Genomic DNA, 17,388 nt, shown 5'->3' on the forward strand with positions numbered 1-17,388 from the left:
CATGACTAAAGTGCCAGAGAACCTAGCTGGAGGACTTCCCGAGTCCTTGCGAGGCCGTATCTTGGTGGCCGGCGCCGGAGTGTCCGGCCGCGGCTGCGCCACCGTCTTGCGGGGGCTGGGAGCAGACCTGGTTGTGGCCGATGGCAACGCCGACTCACGTGCCACACTCGCTGCCGACCTAGGCGTCGCGACCGTTGATACCGCCGCTGTTGATCCCGCGGAGTTCTCCCTCGTGGTTACCTCACCAGGCTGGGCGCCGAGCTCACCACTGTTGGTGGCCGCCGCTGCAGCGGGCGTTGAGGTGATCGGCGATGTCGAGCTAGCTTATCGCTTGGATAAGGCAGAGGTCTTTGGCCCCACGCGTACCTGGCTCGCTGTGACCGGCACCAACGGCAAGACCACTACCACGGGCATGCTGGCTGCCGTCATGGCGGCCGATGAAAAGCGCTCGGGCAAGCGCTCCCAGGCCGTGGGCAATATCGGAACCTCGCCCTTCGATGCGCTGGCGGCAAGCTCACGCGTTGACGTACTGGTTGCTGAACTTTCTTCCTTCCAACTGCACTGGTCCTCCCAGCTGACCCCAGAGGTCGGCGTACTGCTCAACCTGGCAGATGATCACCTCGACTGGCACGGCTCCTTCGCCGCCTATGCCGAGGCGAAGGCCAAGGTCCTCAAGGGTACACACGCAGTCATCGGCCGCGACGATGCGCACGTGCGCGAATACGCGGACAAGGCGCGCAATGCCGGATTGATTTCCGCCGATGTGCACGCCTTCACCCACACCGACCCTGCCGATGGGGAAGCGGGCGTTGTCGAAGGAAAACTCGTTCTTAACAACGTTGCCGGCCACTCGGTTACCCTCATCGAGGACGTCACCACCATTGAGCCTGCCGGAATGGCTGGAGTGCTGGACGCCGGTGCCGCCGCAGCTGCCGCCGCACTGGCAGGCGCAGTACCCCACTCGATTACCGAGGGGCTCGAGAGCTACACCGTGGCCGGCCACCGCGGCGAGGTCGTGCACTCTCACGCAGGCGTCGACTATATCGATAATTCCAAGGCCACCAATCCGCACGCTGCCGAGGCCGCGATGCGTGGGCTTGATTCCGTGGTGTGGATCGCCGGCGGTCAGCTTAAAGGTGCTGACACCTCAGAGCTGCTCGAAACACACGCCGCGCATATCAAGGTGGCGGTGATAATGGGCGTCGACAAGCAGCTGCTCGCCGACGCCATCGTCGCGCATGCCCCAGGCGTGCTTACCATCCTTATCGAATCCACCGACCCCGTTGCCGCCATGGATGAAGCTGTGGCTGCGGCAGTGCAACACGCCGAGAGCGGCGATACTGTGCTTTTGGCACCTGCTGGGGCATCGTTGGATATGTACACGGGAATGAGCCAACGCGGTGACTGCTTTGCCGCGGCTGCCCGACGCATCGCACGTTAATCACGCACGCACCCCAGGAGAATCCATGACTGCCACTCGGCCGCAAACACCGGCGTCGAAGACGCTCGGCCAGCGCGTGCAAGAAATCCGCCAGCACTACCGTGCTCAGCCGGGCTTGGACTATCAGCTGCTGCGCATCATCATCTTCTCGTTGATCGGCATCGGCGTGCTGATGGCTTTTTCTGCATCCATGGCGACATCCTTTACGGAGACTTCCAATGTTTGGTCAGAGGCCATCCGCCAGTGCCTGCTTGTCTTCGGTGGCTTGGTGCTGTTCTGGCTGGCGTTGCGTATCTCGCCTTATACGCTGCGTAAACTAGTCCCGTGGCTGCTGCTGCTGTCAATACTCCTGCTCATTGCGGTGCTTATTCCGGGAATCGGTACCGGACGCGAAACCGTGGGTTCCCAGTCGTGGATTTCCATCGGTAGTGTTGGCTTCCAGCCTTCGGAGTTTGCCCGAGTGACGGTGGCTATGTACGGCGCAACTGCGTTGGCCGGTAAGTCCCACCGCTCGCTACATCCGACCGATCCCTTCATGATGTATTCCATCATCTCGGGGCTGATGTTCTTCCTCATCGTGGCCCAGAGTGACCTTGGCATGGCGGTATCTTTCGCCATGGTCGTGGTCTTTACTTTGATTTTCGCTGGCGTTGACTGGCGGGTCCCCGCGGTGGTCTTGGTCCTCGGTACGTTGGGCTTGCTCGCTGTGTTCCTATCGGGTGGCTTCCGTTCGCACCGATTCCATACCTACTTTGATGCAATTCGCGGAAACATTGAGGATACGCAGGGCACAGGTTTCCAGGCATACCAGGGCTTTCTATCACTTGCCGACGGAGGCTTTTGGGGCGTAGGTCTCGGGCAGTCGCGCGCCAAGTGGTTCTACCTTCCCGAAGCTAAGAATGACTTTGTCTTCGCTATCATCGGGGAGGAACTCGGCCTGTGGGGCGGCGTCCTCGTTATTTTCCTGTTTGCGGCATTGGGATACATCGGATTGCGCACTGCGAAAAACGCTCAGGACCAGTTCCAATCCTTGTTGGCTGCCACTTTGACGGTGGGTGTGGTTATCCAGGCGTTTATCAACATCGGCTACGTCATTGGTTTGTTGCCTGTGACTGGTATTCAGCTGCCGATGATTTCTGCAGGTGGTACCGCTGCTCTTATCACTATTGGCTCGATGGGAGTGTTGTGCAATGTGGCGCGGCACGAGCCATTACAGATTTCGGCGATGCAGAACTTTGGGCGCCCGCTATTCGACCGCCTATTCTTCATCCCCGAGCCCCAGCTTGCTGGTGACGCGCCAAAGCGTAAGACGGGACGACACGCTTCACTAACTCCAGCAAAACGCGGGAAAGGGCAATCCGGCGTAGTCGGACAATTGGCTCGTCGCAACGCGGAACGAGAAGAACGCTTTGGCCGCCCAGTGACGAGCCGACAGCCGCGGGCTGGGGAGAATAACACCGGTTCTACGGCGCCGCGGGGTGAGTACCGCCAGCGTGGCGCCGATCGGCGAGACGGGCGCGGCGAGCGCCGTTAAGCAGCAGGCGCACTGGTAGCGTGTAGGGCATGAATTCCACCCCCATTTCCGTCGTCATTGCAGGTGGCGGCACCGCAGGCCATATTGAACCAGCACTCGCAGTGGGTGAGGCGCTCAGGCAGCGCCACGGCGCCCGATTAACGGCGCTCGGTACCCAGAAAGGGTTGGAACGCGACATCGTTCCGGGGCGTGGGGTCTATCTGCGCCTCATTACGCCAGTGCCCGTGCCGCGCAAGGTTAACGCTGAGCTGTTCAAGCTTCCCTTCAATCTGATTAAGTCCGTGCTGCAGACGCGCAAGGTGCTTAAAGAGGTCGAAGCGGACGTGGTGTTTGGAACCGGTGGTTATGTGGCAGCGCCGGCATATCTAGCTGCCAAGTCCATGGGTATGCCGTTCTACGTGTTGGAGACGAACGCGCTTTCCGGCATCGCCAATAAGCTCGGCGTGCGTATTGGCGGAATTGGACTTAATGCACACCGTAACTCCGGCATGCCCGGCGAGGTCGTGGGCATTCCGGTACGTCCTGGGCTGGGCGAGGACCCCGACGGCAGCGCCGCAGCCGCAGCACGCGAACGCTGGAATTTGGACCCAGAACGTCCAACCATCGTGGTTACTGGCGGCTCGCAGGGCGCTGTCAGCATCAACACCGCGGTTGCGGGCGCGTTGTCGCAGTTGACGGAGAAATACCAGGTTCTTCACGCCTATGGCAAGAAGAATGTGGCCCCAGCGGAAGCTGAGCACTACACTGCGCTGCCTTATATCGATGACATGGCCGGTGCACTAGCCGTGGCAGATCTTATGGTGTGTCGTTCCGGCGCCATGACGGTTGCCGAGGTTACTGCGGCCGGCGTGCCTGCAATTTACATTCCGCTGCCTATCGGAAACGGTGAGCAGGCGCTGAACTCTCGCGAATTGGTTGCGGCTGGTGCTGCAGTGCAGATTCTTGATGCGGAGCTAACCCCGCAGCGCCTGGTGGATGAAGTACAGGCAACCCTTGGGGATGAGCAGCGGTATGCGGCCATGCGTAAGGCGGCTGCCACTAACTCTGCGGGCGACGTTGCCAATACGATTGCCGATCACATCAGGGATATGATCGACGAAGCCTCGCGCGCAGCGCACACCGACTAAAAGTCGGCCTTATTAGCGAATGTGAAGGAAAAGTAAATGACAAACTCCTACGATCTTTCCCGCGTCCACATGGTGGGTATTGGTGGCTCCGGCATGTCCGGTTTGGCCCGCATCTTGGCTAACCGCGGGGGCGTCGTGACTGGCTCTGATGTGAAGGCCTCCACTCCAGTGGAAGTACTGCGCACGATGGGCGTGAAGATCGCTATCGGCCACGCAGCTGAAAACCTTGAGTTGGCAGGTGACAAGCCTACTGTTGTGGTGACTTCCTTCGCCGCTATTCCACAGGACAATCCAGAACTTGTAGGTGCTCGCGCGGCCGGTATCCCGGTCATCCGCCGCTCTGACCTTCTGGCGGAGCTCATGGAGGGGCACCAGCAGATTCTGTTGGCGGGCACCCACGGAAAAACCTCCACCACGTCCATGACCGTGACCGCGATGCAGCAGGCCGGATTGGATCCTTCCTTCGCTATCGGCGGCCAGCTCAACCGTGCAGGCACCAACGCCCATGCGGGAACCGGCGCGGCATTCGTGGCCGAAGCCGATGAGTCCGATGCCTCCTTGCTGCGTTACAGCCCAACCGTCGCAGTAATTACCAACGTCGAGCCTGACCACCTAGATTTCTTCCACAACGCCGAGGCTTATTACAAGGTCTTCGATGATTTTGCTGATCGCATCGAAGAAAGCGGGTACCTCGTTGTGTGCCTGGAAGATGATCACGCTGCCCAGACTGGCCTGCGCGCGCTCGGACGCGGCATTCAGGTCCTAGGTTATGGCAGTGCGGAAGCGGGGGAGAAGTACTCGTCCATCCCGCTGGCGGCTGAGGTTCTGGAGGAGAAGGTTTCCGTCATCGGAATGCAGGTCCGCGTGCGCGTGGCATTGCCGGGTGCACAGCCCCAAGAGCTGTCCTACGAGCTGCAGATTCCGGGCCATCACATGGTGCTCAATTCCTTGGCCGCGCTTGTCTCCGGCGGGCTTGCGGGCGGCGAGCTCTCCGAGCTGGCTGAGGGCCTGACGGACTTTACCGGCGTGCGCCGCCGTTTTGAGTTCCGAGGCACCGAGTCTCAAGTGCGCGTCTTCGACGATTATGCGCATCATCCCACCGAGGTCACTGCGGTGCTCACGGCAGCGCGTCAGAAGGTCGAGGCTGAGGGCAAGGGGGCGCGCGTTATCGCTTGCTTCCAGCCGCACCTGTACTCGCGCACGATGGAGTTCGATAAGGAGTTCGCGCAGGCGCTGGCGCTTGCCGACGCCGCCGTGGTCCTCGACATCTACGGCGCCCGTGAGCAGCCGGTGGAGGGGATCACCTCTCGCATCATCACTGACAAGATGCCGGAAGACATGAAGGTAATCTTCGAACCGAACTTCTCTGAGGCGGCGCAGGACGTTGTCTCGCTGGTGCAGCCTGGCGACGTCGTGCTCACCATCGGCGCCGGTTCAGTGACGATGCTTGCCGCAGAAATCTTGGACGAGCTAAAGGCGCTGAATGTCTAAGAAATCAATTACCGCAATAGTCGCCGGAATTCTTGCCGTGCTGGTTTTGGCGACTGCTGCCGTGTGGCTTTTTCCAGTGTTTAAGGTTTCCTCCTTTGAGATCCAAGGCAATTCCCACGTGGATGCTGCACAGGTGGAAGAGTCCAGCGGGGTAGCGGTGGGGGAGAATCTGGTTCGCGTTGATGCTCGTGCGGCGGCGTCGGGAGTGGCACACCTGCCGTGGGTAAAGTCTGCGACGGTATCGCGTGCCTTCCCATCGACCCTCGATATCGAGGTCATCGAACATGAGGCGGTGGCTTTCCGCGAGGGCAATTTGCTTATCGACGCCGAGGGTAAGGAGTTCACCACGGATACCCCGCCGGAGGGCGCAGTGGAAATTACCGGCAGCGCGGAGCCGGGCTCGCAGGAGATGCGCGATGCCGTTGATGTGCTTGCTGCGCTGCCGCAGAACCTGCGTGCGCAGGTCAAGTCGCTGGAGGTGAAGAACGCGTACTCGATGACTTTCCACCTCAAGGACGAGCGGACCGTTTTCTGGGGCGCCTCGGAGGATAATGCGAACAAGGCCTTGGCGTTTGAAACCATTCTAAAGATGGAGGGCCAAAACTGGAATATTTCTAACCCGGAATTGGTCACAAGTAAATAAAATTAGCGTTCAAAACTTAAGCCCTGCGCAGCCCCAAAAAGTGTCAACGGATGGGGTGCGTGGGGCTTTTGTGATCCGAAAACCTGCATGTCAGCAACCCTAAACCACTACTTGAGGGTACCGACACGCGGCAAAATGAACGCGAAAATTACAAGCGCGTCGTTAAAGATGGAACTAACCGCTCGCAACAAATGCTGCGCGCACAAAATCCTCGTTTACGCACCAACAGTGAAAGGTGAGAGCCCCTCACATGATCTCTACTAGCAATAACCTCGCGGACATCAAGGTCGTCGGTGTCGGCGGCGGTGGTGTCAACGCCGTTAACCGTATGATTGAAGAAGGCCTGAAGGGCGTTCAGTTCGTCGCAATCAACACGGACTCGCAGGCACTGATCTTCTCTGATGCCGACACCAAGCTCGACATCGGACGCGAGGCCACTCGCGGTTTGGGCGCGGGTGCTAACCCAGAGGTCGGCAAGACCTCTGCAGAAGACCACAAGACCGAGATTGAGGATGCCCTGGAAGGCTCCGACATGGTCTTCGTGACCGCAGGCGAGGGCGGCGGCACCGGTACCGGCGCCGCCCCGGTCGTTGCTTCCATCGCCAAGAAGATGGGCGCGCTGACCGTCGGCGTTGTGACCCGTCCATTCAAGTTCGAGGGCGCTCGCCGTACCCGTCAGGCTATGTCCGGTATCGAGGAGCTGCGCGAGGTCTGCGACACTCTCATCGTCATTCCGAATGATCGCCTCATGCAGCTCGGTGGCGAAGAGCTCTCCATCGTCGAGGCATTCCGCGCCGCCGATGAAGTTCTCCACAACGGTGTGCAGGGTATTACCAACCTCATCACCATCCCGGGCATGATCAACGTCGACTTTGCTGACGTCCGCTCCGTCATGGCTGATGCCGGCTCCGCACTCATGGGCATCGGCTCCGCACGGGGCGATAACCGCGCGCTCAACGCTGCTGAACAGGCCATCAACTCGCCGCTGCTCGAGTCCACGATGGAAGGCGCCAAGGGTGTCCTGCTCTCCATCGCTGGTGGCTCCGACCTTGGCCTGCACGAGGTCAACGCCGCTGCTTCCATGGTGGAGGAGCGCGCTGACGAGGATGCCAACATCATCTTCGGTACCATCATCGACGACAACCTGGGCGACGAAGTCCGCGTCACCATCATCGCCACTGGCTTCGATGCGCAGGCAAACATGACAACTAACGTTGCACCTCAGCAGCAGCAACAACAGCGTCCGGGCTCCCTCTTCGACAACCGCGAAGAGGCTGCCCCAGTCCAGCAGTCTGCACCGCAGCAGCGCTACGAGGAGCAGCGCTACGAAGAGCCGCGCTATGAGGAGCCGCGTCAAGAAGAGCGTCCTCGCTTCGAGGAACAACCGGCAGAGACCTACCGGCCGCGTCATTCCTCCAACGGTGGTCTGTTTACCACCTCTGAGCGTTTTTCTCGCGAGGAGCGCCGCGACGACTACCGCCTGTCGCGTCCGGCTGAGCGCCGCGACGACCGCCGCCAGGATGACGGTGACGACGATCTTGACGTGCCGTCCTTCATGCGCTAAACGCTGAAGGTACTGCGCTAATCTGGAGTGCATGCCAGTAAACGAGGAAGCACCACAACGCCCCGTGCGCATGGTTTTACAAGCCGTGCGGGCGGGGTTTCGTCGTCCCCATACGAGTCATTCAACCTGGGCGATCACGTCGGCGATGACCCGACGGACGTCGCCAGTAACCGGGCCCGCCTGCAGCGCGTGCTGGGGCTTGACGACATTGTGTGGATGGAACAGCTCCACACCAACACCGTCACGCGCGTGGACCGTGGCAACGTCGGCACGCCGGTCGAGGCCACCGACGCCATCATCACCACGGAAAAACGCCTCGGGCTCGGTGTGCTCGTCGCGGACTGCACGCCGGTGCTGCTTTCCGACGTCTCCGCCGGCGTCGTCGCCGCAGCCCATGCAGGTCGCCTCGGGGCTCGCAACGGAATCATCCGCAACACGGTCGAAGCCATGCTGGAACTTGGCGCCACTCCTTCGACTATCCAGGTCCTGATGGGGCCGGCCGCCTCGGGCCTGAACTATGAGGTACCGGAGGCGATGGCGGACGACGTCGAAAAGCATTTGCCCGGGGCCAAAACCCGCACAAAAACGGGTACCTGGGGTGTGGACGTACGTAAAGGGCTTATCCGGCAACTGATGGGGATGGGGATTACCAACATCGAATCGGATCCCCGCTGCACCATCGAAGACACTGATTTCTTTTCCTACCGCCGCGAAGGCATCACTGGGCGCCAAGCAGGCGTTATCTGGTTGGAGGTATAAATGAACCGCAAGGAAGAACTGCAAGCAGGGCTCGAGCGCACTCGCGCCCAAATTGAGGACTTCGCTCGCGCGGCCGGGCGAGAGGCGCCGCAGCTGTTGCCGGTGACCAAGTTCCACCCGGCGGGCGACGTCGCGCTGCTCGCCGAGCTTGGGGTCACTGACGTGGCGGAGAACCGCGAGCAAGAAGCGCGCGCTAAAGCCGCGGAGCTGCCGGCGGTGCGCTTTCACATGATTGGGCAGATTCAGACCAAGAAGGCTAATCACGTGGCGCGTTGGGCGCACAGCGTGCATTCTCTGGACTCGGCGAAGCTGGCGACGGCGCTCGATCGCGGCGTCGCCAATGCACAAGAATCTGGAGATCGTGACGACGCGCTGCCGGTTTTTATTCAGGTTTCCGCCGATGGCGATACCGCCCGCGGGGGAGTGGCTCTGCCGGATGTTCCGAGTCTCGTCGAGCTCGTGGAGGAATTGGTAAACCTTGAACTGCAGGGCTTCATGGTGGTTCCGCCGCTGGACTCTGATGCTGCTGAGGTCTTCGGGCGCGTGCGGACGCTGACTGACGACGTCGCCCGGCGCCTCGGGCGTCCGCTGAAAATGTCGGCCGGAATGAGCGCGGATTTGGGTGAGGCGATTGCTGCGGGAACAGATATCGTGCGTGTCGGAACCGGCATCATGGGACCCCGGCCAGTAGGTTAAGTGGCAACGCAAACGCGCATTTCACAGGTACAATTTACTGCTTTCACATTAGTAACATTCGTACCAAGTTAAGGGCAAAACAGATTAGGTCAGAGGGAGACTAGATATGTCTTTGATTGATAGGACGAAAGAGTTCTTCGGGTTGGGCCCGATGGACATCGAAGCCGACGACGCTTACTACGCCGACGAGCGCAGCTACGAGTCCAACGGCTCCGCCGCTTATGCACCGCGCTCCTTTGAGCCGGCTCTGGAAGAGGAATTTGTCCCGACCATCGTGGCGCTTTCCCTCGTTTCCTTCGACGATGCAGCCAAGGTTGGCGCGCCGTTCCGTGATGGCGATGCGGTTGTCTTCGAACTGACTGATGCTGACAAGGCTTCCGCGAAGCGTTTCGTCGACTTCGCTGCTGGCCTGTGCTTCGGCCTTGAAGGTCGCATGCTCAACCTGACCAAGGGTATGGACACCGACCGTCGTGTGTTTGCCATTGTTCCTAAGGGTGCAGACATCTCCACTCTCGAGCTGGAGCGTGCTGCACACCTGCGCTAAGTTTCAGCGTCAAAGATGCGAAGCGCCGTCCCGGTTCCCCAAGTGTTGGTGGGGAGCGGGGCGGCGTTCGCCTTTAGCGAAATTAATTGTGTGGATGCCGCATCAGTGGGGGTAGTTCAGATAGGCTCGTCCGAGTGAGCACTATTGGAATAATCCTGATCCTCATCCTGCGAATCTATTCGTGGATTCTGATTGCCCGAATCATCATTGAGATGATCCAGTCCTTCTCGCGCCAATTTAACCCGCCTCGCTGGTTTATGGTGCTAGCTGAGCCGCTGTTTATGGTCACCGACCCACCAGTTAGGGCGCTTCGCCGTCTTATCCCACCGTTGCGAATGGGTGGGGTTGCGCTCGATGTTTCAATCATCGTTTTGTTCTTGCTTTTGTCCGTCTTGATGATGGTGGTCTCGAGCATTTTCCTATAAGGCGGGTGTATTGAAACCTCCTGTTAACGTTGAGACTCGGCGATTCGTTAGCTAATGTGAGCGTTTGGATACAATCAATACTGATATTCCGTATTATTAAACGCACATGTTCTTTGTAGACGTATCTAGTGGCGCAACTTTTGGTTAGCCTTTAGATGTGTTTGCATCTCCCAAGACCTCGGAGCCTCCGGGGTTGCACCGACTTGAAGGGGAAGAGAAGTCAATGCCACTGTCACCAGCTGATGTACACAACGTCGCTTTCAGCAAGCCGCCAATTGGCAAGCGTGGCTACAACGAGGATGAAGTCGACCAGTTCCTCGACCTCGTAGAAGACACCCTTGCCCAGCTGCAGGATGAGAACGATGACCTGCAGGCTCAGGTCGAAGAGCTGCAAACCAAGGGCAGCGCTACTACAGGCGTAGCCGCAGCTTCCGCTAACAAGGGTGCCGACGAGGCCACCCTCCGCAAGGAGATTGAGTCCAAGCTCCGCGCAGAGTACGAGACCAAGCTGGTGGACTCCAAGAATGAGGTCGCAAAGGCCAAGGAAGAGGCTAAGCGCGCTCAGGAGCAGGCAAAGACCGCTCAGGCTGAGATTTCCAAGGCACCAACTGGCTCTAACAACGATGCAGAGCTCAAGGCCGCTCGTGAGGATGCTGCAAAGGCTAAGCGTGAGCTCGAGGCAGCTCGTGCAGAGGCAACCCAAGCTAAGAAGGATCTCGAGGCTTCCAAGAAGGAGAACGAGGACCTCAGGAAGAACGCTGGCTCCGCCAAGACCGCTGCCGTTTCCGGCATCGCGGGTGCTGGTGCAGGCGCTGCCGCCACCAAGGCTGCGGAGGGTCTGGCTACCCCGGATACCCACATGCAGGCTGCTCGCGTCCTGGGTCTGGCTCAGGAGATGGCAGACCGCCTCACCTCCGAGGCAAAGGCAGAGTCCGAGTCCATGCTGTCCGAGGCACGCGCCGCGGCCGAGAAGCAGCTTAACGACGCCGATTCCCGCTCCAAGGCACAGCTTGCCGACGCCCAGAAGAAGTTCGACGCTCAGCTGCTCGACGCAGACACCCGCTCCAAGAAGCTGGTTTCTGACGCTGAGGCTAAGGCAAAGCAGACCGAGTCCGAGGCTAACTCCCGCGCTGAGGCTCAGATCCGCCAGGCTGAGGAGAAGGCTGCAGCCCTGCAGGCTGACGCTGAGAAGAAGCACACCGAGGTTATGAACACCGTCAAGCAGCAGCAGACGGCCCTCGAGGCTCGTATCGCCGAGCTGCGTACCTTCGAGCGTGAGTACCGCACCCGCCTCAAGACCCTGCTGGAGTCCCAGCTGGAGGAGCTTGAGACCCGCGGCACCGCTGCACCGAACGGTGAAGCTGGCAAGTAAGCTTTTAACGGCTTAGGCTTTAAGGCGTCCTTCCATGGCATTGGGAGGGCGCCTTTTTTGGAGGTAAAACATGCTTGTTGCAGCACTCGTATTGGCATTCGTAGCGTTCTTGGCGCTGGTGAACTTCGTACTTACTTCTGCCGATTGGTCTTTGTATCTTCTCTTCGCAGCCGCGGGGCTTGGGATGGTGCTCTTCATCATCGACGGCTTCCGGAAGCGCAAACCGGATCTTGCGCAGGACGAGGCGGCAGGGGAGTACCCTGCCTAACTGGCCTGCCAGCGAATCTTGCCGTTTGCCCCTATGGGGGAGCCGCAGCCTGTGAAAATTTGACGGCATGGGTATACTTCGAAGACGTATGCACTGAGCCGGCAATCACCGGGGAGCATCTCGGAAGAACGCACAAAGTGCCAGTAGAACCGAGCGGGTGGGACCGAAATCTCCTTCACTGAAACGAAGTGGGCGTCGTCAAGCGCCAAGCAGGGTGGTACCGCGAGCCGCAAGGCGCGTCCCTGCACCAGCCCACGAGTGAAGGAAGATTAATGAGCGAAAACGTTGGCGGCGTTTACCCCAAGGTTGATATGACCGGCGGCTCGAGCCGTTTCCCAGACATGGAAGAAGTCGTCCAGAAATTCTGGAAGGAAGACGGAACTTTTCAGGCCAGCTTGGACCAGACCAAGGATTGCCCTGAGTACATCTTCTACGACGGTCCTCCCTTTGCTAATGGTTTGCCGCACTACGGCCACCTGTTGACGGGCTACGTCAAGGACATCGTTCCGCGTTACCGCACCATGGCTGGCAATTACGTCCCGCGCGTCTTCGGCTGGGACACGCACGGCCTACCTGCAGAGCTGGAGGCTGAAAAGCAGCTCGGCATCACAGACAAGGGCCAGATCGAGGAGATGGGCCTCGAGAAGTTCAACGAGTACTGCGAGAAATCCGTCATGCAGTACGCCGGCGAGTGGGAAGACTACGTCAACCGCCAGGCGCGCTGGGTGGACTTTGAAAACGGCTACAAGACCCTGGACATCGGCTACATGGAATCGGTCATGTGGGCATTCAAGGAGCTCTATGACAAGGGGCTTATCTACCAGGGCTTCCGCGTCCTGCCTTACTCCTGGGCCGAGCACACCTCGCTGTCCAACCAGGAGACGCGCCTGGATGACTCCTACAAGATGCGGCAGGACCCGACCCTGACGGTTACCTTCCCGGTCACCGGCGCGAAGCCTGGCTCCGCGGCTGAAAAGACCTTGTCCGAAAACGCTGAGCTTGGCGACGCCGCCTTCCTCGCTTGGACCACGACTCCCTGGACCCTGCCGTCTAACTCGGCGCTGGCCGTCCACCCAGAGGTCAACTACGTGCTGTTCAAGGCCACCGACGGCGATTTTGAGGGCAAGACCTTCGTCATGGCTGAGGCGCTGACTGGCACATTGGCTAAGGAACTCGGCGAGGTGGAAGTCCTGAAGAGCTTCTTAGGTAAGGACCTGGAGGGCTTTACCTATCAGCCAATCTTTGACTTCTTCCCAGACCTGGAGAATGCTTTCCAGGTAATCCTGGCGGATTACGTTACAACGGAAGACGGTACTGGTGTTGTCCACCAGGCTCCGGCGTTTGGTGAGGACGATATGAACACCTGCCAGAAGTACGGCATCGAGCTGGTCATCCCGGTTGATGAGGACGGCGAGTTCACCTCCCAGGTCCCGCCTTATGAGGGCCAGCTTGTCTTTGATGCGAACAAGGACATCATCAAGGACCTGAAGGCTGCGGGCCGCGTGGTACGCCACGTGACCATCGAGCACTCCTACCCGCACTCCTGGCGCTCTGGTGAGCCGCTTATCTACAAGGCACTGCCGGCATGGTTTGTGAAGGTCACCGAGTTCCGCGACCGCATGGTCGAGCTCAACCACAACGAGATCGAGTGGCTGCCAGAGCACATTCGCGACGGCCAGTTCGGCAAGTGGCTCGAGGGCGCGCGCGACTGGAACATCTCCCGTACCCGTTACTGGGGTGCGCCGATCCCGGCGTGGGTTTCGGATAACCCGGAGTACCCGCGCGTGGACGTCTACGGCTCGCTCGACGAGCTCGAGGCTGACTTCAGCGTGCGCCCGACGTCGCTGCACCGTCCGTACATCGACGAGCTGACTCGCCCGAACCCGGACGATCCAACTGGCAAGTCGATGATGGTTCGCGTTCCTGACGTTCTGGACTGCTGGTTCGAGTCCGGTTCCATGCCGTTTGCACAGAAGCACTACCCGTTTGAGAACAAGGAATGGTTCGAGACTCACTCGCCGTCCGACTTCATCGTGGAGTACTCCGGCCAGACTCGCGGTTGGTTCTACGTCATGCACGTTCTGTCTACCGCGCTGTTTGACCGCCCGGCCTACAAGAAGGTCGTAGCGCACGGCATCGTGCTGGGCAACGACGGCCTGAAGATGTCGAAGTCCAAGGGTAACTACCCGAACGTCAACGAGGTCTTCGACCGCGATGGTTCTGACGCTATGCGTTGGTTCCTGATGTCCAGCCCGATCTTGCGTGGTGGCAACCTCATCGTCACTGAGCAGGGTATCCGCGAGGGCGTACGCCAGGCCATCCTTCCTATCTGGAACGCGTACACCTTCCTGCAGCTCTACGCGAGCCGCGAGGCCCGCTTCGACGTCTCCTCGAAGAACGTGCTTGACCGTTACATCTTGGCCAAGACTCACGACCTCGTGGAGCGCACGAACGACGCCCTCGCGAACACCGACATCGCTGCGGCCACCGAGGAGGTACGGCACTTCGCGGACGTGCTCACCAACTGGTACGTGCGCCGTTCCCGCGACCGTTTTTGGGCGGGCGAGGAGCAGCACGAGGAGGCCTTCAACACGCTGTACACCGTGCTGGAGACCGTCACCCGCGTGGTGGCTCCGCTGCTGCCGCACGTGGCTGAGGTCATCTACCGCGGCCTGACCGGGGAGCGCTCTGTGCACCTGGCTTCCTACCCGAAGGCAGAGGACTACCCGGCAGACCCGAGCCTCGTGGCATCGATGGATGCCACGCGCGCTGTGGCTTCGGCGGCGTCGTCTGTGCGCAAGTCCAACAAGCTGCGCAACCGCCTCCCGCTGCCGAAGCTGACCGTGGCCATGGCTGATTCCGCGCAGCTCGCTGACTTTGCGGACATCATCCGCGATGAGGTCAACGTGAAGGATGTTGTTCTCACCGATGACGTCGATTCCGTGGGCACCTTCGAGGTTGTCTGCAACGCTAAGGTCGCTGGCCCGCGCTTGGGCAAGGACGTCCAGCGCGCCATCAAGAACCTGAAGGCGGGCAACTACGAGCGCCGCGGCGACGAGGTTGTTGTTGACGGCGATATCGTTCTGGGCGCTGATGAGTACACCGAGCGTCTGCAGGCGGCGAACCCGGCATCGACGGCGCGTATCGACGGCGTCGACGGCCTGGTTGTCTTGGACACCGAGGTCACCGAGGAGCTCGAGGCAGAAGGCTGGGCCGCCGACGTCATCCGCGGTCTCCAGGATGCCCGTAAGGCCGAGGACTTCGAGGTCTATGACCGCATTTCGGTGGTCTTGTCAGTTCCAGCTGACAAGGAAGAGTGGGCTAACCGCCACGCAGACCACATCGCGGCTGAGGTCCTGGCAACCGAATTCACCGTGGTCACCGAGCCTCTCGAGGGCCACCAGGTGGTCAAGGGCGCTACCGCAACCGTAAAACGCGTTAATGCTTTGAAACGTTAACGCTTAGAAAAATGCCCGGAAAGGAAGACTTCCTTTCCGGGCATTTTTCTGCATGCCGAGGGCATATGAAGCTATCGTCTAGTGCCTGGCAGGTGCGAGCGCCAGGCAAAGATGACGTTTACGAGGCAGACGAGCGCAAGGCAGCTGCCGATGATGAACAGATTGGTAAAGCCCACGTAAGGCGCAAGCGCGCTAAACGCCATGGGGATAAAGAAGCCGGTGTAGGAAATCGAGTAGTACACCGCAGTCAGGCCCGCAAGCTCGCGCTCGCCGGCGATGCGCTGGACCTCCGAAAGGCCAGCCACCAAAGCCAGGCCGTAGCCCGCGCCCATCGTTGCCGCAGCGGCAATGCCCAGCGGAAGCGAGAGCGTGTGCGCCGCAATCGCCGCGAGGAAAGCGCCGACCGTAATAACAGCCATCGCAATTGCAGAAGCGCGCGCCGACTTGTGCGTGTCGATAAGGCGGCCGAGCATCTGTACGCCCACGCCGCAGCCCAGGGTGATAACCGTCATGAGACCTGAGAAAGCAATGGGAGTCTGGCCCGCGGACTTTGCAAGCAGCTGCGGAAGCAACGCATAAGCAGCACCCGCGCAGCCAAAGACCCACGGTGCCACCGGGACCACGACGCGCAGGAAGCGCTTGTGCGCGGCCGTCGGGATGTGGAGCATCTCCAGCATCTCGCGGACGGTGAGGTCAAGGATGGTGGTCTTGACTGTCCCGTGGTGCGGCTGGCGGGTCTCCGGCGTATGGCTGAGCCAAACCGCGGTCACGAGAGTAATCAGGATATGCAGGACGTAGGCCAGGTGCGTCGGCCACGGGCCCCACTGCGCCAGTACCGAGGCAATGCCCGCACCCACCAGGAAGCCAGCAGTCAAGCACAGCGACGCCTTGCGCGCACCGGCAGCAGGATCGCCACCCGCGCGGGATACCAGCTCTGTCACCCAAGTGGAACCTACCGCCATGACCAAGCCCAGCGCCATGCCACAGAGCACGCGACCCAAAGCGATGATGAGCGGCTCATGCGGCGCGATGGAAAGCAAGAAAGACCCCATCAAAGACAGGGGAGCGGCCGGCAAAAGGGTGGGTTTGCGTCCGATGAGGTCAGACAGCGGGCCGCCCACGAGCAGCGCTGGGATAATTCCCAGCACGTATGCGGCAAGTAGACCGTTGACGGTGACCTGCGAGAAGTTCGACGTCTCGCGGTACATCACCAGCAGCGGCGTGAACTCGTTGCCGCCCCAGGCCACAGCCACCATCGTCCCGGCCACGGGAAACCAGGAATGCTTGTTCACAAGGGGCTGAGATATTTCCTTATGAGCGGGCGCCTCGACTTGCGGGGTGGAGTGTGCAAAAACTGTCACAGTTGTTTCCTTGAAGTTGTCAGATGGTCGTCGAGTTCGGTGAGATACGTGTCGATGTCGCCGGCACGGAGAGCGTCGGCAAGCAGGCGATGCTGCGCGACGAACGCGCGGGCACGCTCCACATTGCGCCCGATGGCGGTCGCAGTGAAACGCTGTTGACGCTCGCGCAGGGAGTGGCCAAGGCTAGCCAGCAGGCTATTTCCACCGTTGTCCATGATGGTTTGGTGGAAACGTGCGTCGAGGCGGGTGTAGGTGCGCAGGTCCTCGGCGTCGAGAGCCGCGGACTGTTCCTCGATGGTGGCGTCCAAGCAGTCCGCAATCACAGTTCGCTCGGTGTCGTCGAGGCCGCAGATGTGGCGGGCAGAGTGCTCGTCGACAAGCATGCGTGCCTCGTAGACCTCGCGAATCTCGCGCGGGCTAATCGGCACCACCAGGGCGCCGCGCTTGGGGTAGAGCTTGAGGAATCCTTCTACCTCGAGGCGAAGAAATGCCTCACGCATGGGGGTACGGCTCATGCCCAGTTCGGCGGCGATGGCTGCCTCGGAGAGCATTTCTGAATCATCAATGTCGCCGTCAATGATGGCGCGCTTGACGTATTCATAGGCGCGCTCCGCGGCTGGCGTGCTTACATTCTGCATGCATTCATCTTGCATACAAGAGCGCCTTGCTGTCTAGAAAATAGCTAAATTCGTGAGATATCGATCA

Annotated in this window: 14 protein-coding genes and 1 pseudogene; 13 read left to right on the forward strand and 2 right to left on the reverse strand. The window is 60.2% G+C overall.

Features of this window, described 5'->3' with window-relative positions; all coding sequences use genetic code 11:
• Position 1 precedes the first annotated feature (1 nt).
• The 13 genes and pseudogenes from murD to ileS all read left to right on the forward strand — a co-directional run bounded on the left by murD (position 2) and on the right by ileS (position 15,322).
• Positions 2–1,441 carry a UDP-N-acetylmuramoyl-L-alanine--D-glutamate ligase gene (murD, locus tag HMPREF3153_RS07600; protein ID WP_070420485.1) on the forward strand — a complete coding sequence of 480 codons (1,440 nt, stop codon included), beginning with the start codon at positions 2–4 and terminating at the stop codon, positions 1,439–1,441.
• Positions 1,442–1,466: 25 nt separating this feature from the next.
• Entirely contained in the window at positions 1,467–2,975 is a 1,509-nt protein-coding gene (locus HMPREF3153_RS07605; RefSeq protein ID WP_070420486.1) for an FtsW/RodA/SpoVE family cell cycle protein, read from the forward strand.
• 29 nt (positions 2,976–3,004) lie between these two features.
• Positions 3,005–4,102, forward strand: a complete 1,098-nt coding sequence (murG, locus tag HMPREF3153_RS07610; protein ID WP_070420487.1) for an undecaprenyldiphospho-muramoylpentapeptide beta-N-acetylglucosaminyltransferase — start codon at positions 3,005–3,007, stop codon at positions 4,100–4,102.
• Positions 4,103–4,138: 36 nt separating this feature from the next.
• A complete protein-coding gene (murC, locus tag HMPREF3153_RS07615; protein WP_070420488.1) occupies positions 4,139–5,593 on the forward strand; it encodes a UDP-N-acetylmuramate--L-alanine ligase in 1,455 nt (484 codons plus the stop codon).
• A complete protein-coding gene (locus HMPREF3153_RS07620) occupies positions 5,586–6,236 on the forward strand; it encodes a cell division protein FtsQ/DivIB (protein WP_046645225.1) in 651 nt (216 codons plus the stop codon). Before murC ends, HMPREF3153_RS07620 begins: the two co-directional genes overlap by 8 nt.
• A 250-nt stretch (positions 6,237–6,486) precedes the next feature.
• A complete protein-coding gene (gene ftsZ, locus HMPREF3153_RS07625; protein ID WP_070420489.1) occupies positions 6,487–7,800 on the forward strand; it encodes a cell division protein FtsZ in 1,314 nt (437 codons plus the stop codon).
• Positions 7,801–7,831: 31 nt separating this feature from the next.
• Positions 7,832–8,559, forward strand: a pseudogene (gene pgeF, locus HMPREF3153_RS07630) (peptidoglycan editing factor PgeF).
• Positions 8,560–9,255 (forward strand): YggS family pyridoxal phosphate-dependent enzyme, encoded by a 696-nt coding sequence (locus HMPREF3153_RS07635; protein ID WP_070420491.1) that lies wholly within the window; start codon positions 8,560–8,562, stop codon positions 9,253–9,255.
• A 106-nt stretch (positions 9,256–9,361) separates the two neighbouring features.
• Entirely contained in the window at positions 9,362–9,799 is a 438-nt protein-coding gene (locus HMPREF3153_RS07640) for a cell division protein SepF (RefSeq protein ID WP_070420492.1), read from the forward strand.
• A gap of 134 nt (positions 9,800–9,933) precedes the next feature.
• Complete coding sequence (locus HMPREF3153_RS07645; protein WP_005528727.1) at positions 9,934–10,224, forward strand: YggT family protein; 291 nt, start codon at positions 9,934–9,936, stop codon at positions 10,222–10,224.
• A 223-nt stretch (positions 10,225–10,447) separates the two neighbouring features.
• Positions 10,448–11,596 (forward strand): DivIVA domain-containing protein, encoded by a 1,149-nt coding sequence (locus HMPREF3153_RS07650; RefSeq protein ID WP_070420493.1) that lies wholly within the window; start codon positions 10,448–10,450, stop codon positions 11,594–11,596.
• A 70-nt stretch (positions 11,597–11,666) separates the two neighbouring features.
• Positions 11,667–11,864, forward strand: coding sequence for a hypothetical protein (locus HMPREF3153_RS07655; RefSeq protein WP_005528732.1), 198 nt, complete (start codon positions 11,667–11,669; stop codon positions 11,862–11,864).
• Between the two features lie 272 nt (positions 11,865–12,136).
• Positions 12,137–15,322, forward strand: coding sequence for an isoleucine--tRNA ligase (gene ileS / locus HMPREF3153_RS07660; RefSeq protein WP_070420494.1), 3,186 nt, complete (start codon positions 12,137–12,139; stop codon positions 15,320–15,322).
• Between the two features lie 71 nt (positions 15,323–15,393).
• On the opposite strand, the gene HMPREF3153_RS07665 is transcribed toward ileS, so the two are convergent.
• Together HMPREF3153_RS07665 and HMPREF3153_RS07670 are read right to left on the reverse strand one after the other, a co-directional pair.
• A complete protein-coding gene (locus HMPREF3153_RS07665; RefSeq protein ID WP_046645395.1) occupies positions 15,394–16,578 on the reverse strand; it encodes an MFS transporter in 1,185 nt (394 codons plus the stop codon).
• A gap of 101 nt (positions 16,579–16,679) precedes the next feature.
• Positions 16,680–17,336 carry a GntR family transcriptional regulator gene (locus HMPREF3153_RS07670; protein ID WP_046645229.1) on the reverse strand — a complete coding sequence of 219 codons (657 nt, stop codon included), beginning with the start codon at positions 17,334–17,336 and terminating at the stop codon, positions 16,680–16,682.
• Between the last annotated feature and the right edge of the window lie 52 nt (positions 17,337–17,388).

The organism is Corynebacterium sp. HMSC06C06, assembly GCF_001807295.1.
Lineage (GTDB): Bacteria > Actinomycetota > Actinomycetes > Mycobacteriales > Mycobacteriaceae > Corynebacterium > Corynebacterium striatum.

What these genes read in the sequence shown, in the direction of transcription:
- murD (WP_070420485.1), top strand. Translation starts at nt 2, where the DNA reads ATGACTAAAGTGCCAGAGAACCTAGCTGGAGGACTTCCCGAGTCCTTG.
- HMPREF3153_RS07605 (WP_070420486.1), top strand. Translation starts at nt 1,467, where the DNA reads ATGACTGCCACTCGGCCGCAAACACCGGCGTCGAAGACGCTCGGCCAG.
- murG (WP_070420487.1), top strand. Translation starts at nt 3,005, where the DNA reads ATGAATTCCACCCCCATTTCCGTCGTCATTGCAGGTGGCGGCACCGCA.
- murC (WP_070420488.1), top strand. Translation starts at nt 4,139, where the DNA reads ATGACAAACTCCTACGATCTTTCCCGCGTCCACATGGTGGGTATTGGT.
- HMPREF3153_RS07620 (WP_046645225.1), top strand. Translation starts at nt 5,586, where the DNA reads ATGTCTAAGAAATCAATTACCGCAATAGTCGCCGGAATTCTTGCCGTG.
- ftsZ (WP_070420489.1), top strand. Translation starts at nt 6,487, where the DNA reads ATGATCTCTACTAGCAATAACCTCGCGGACATCAAGGTCGTCGGTGTC.
- HMPREF3153_RS07635 (WP_070420491.1), top strand. Translation starts at nt 8,560, where the DNA reads ATGAACCGCAAGGAAGAACTGCAAGCAGGGCTCGAGCGCACTCGCGCC.
- HMPREF3153_RS07640 (WP_070420492.1), top strand. Translation starts at nt 9,362, where the DNA reads ATGTCTTTGATTGATAGGACGAAAGAGTTCTTCGGGTTGGGCCCGATG.
- HMPREF3153_RS07650 (WP_070420493.1), top strand. Translation starts at nt 10,448, where the DNA reads ATGCCACTGTCACCAGCTGATGTACACAACGTCGCTTTCAGCAAGCCG.
- HMPREF3153_RS07655 (WP_005528732.1), top strand. Translation starts at nt 11,667, where the DNA reads ATGCTTGTTGCAGCACTCGTATTGGCATTCGTAGCGTTCTTGGCGCTG.
- ileS (WP_070420494.1), top strand. Translation starts at nt 12,137, where the DNA reads ATGAGCGAAAACGTTGGCGGCGTTTACCCCAAGGTTGATATGACCGGC.
- HMPREF3153_RS07665 (WP_046645395.1), bottom strand. Translation starts at nt 16,578, where the DNA reads ATGGTGGCTGTGGCCTGGGGCGGCAACGAGTTCACGCCGCTGCTGGTG.
- HMPREF3153_RS07670 (WP_046645229.1), bottom strand. Translation starts at nt 17,336, where the DNA reads ATGCAAGATGAATGCATGCAGAATGTAAGCACGCCAGCCGCGGAGCGC.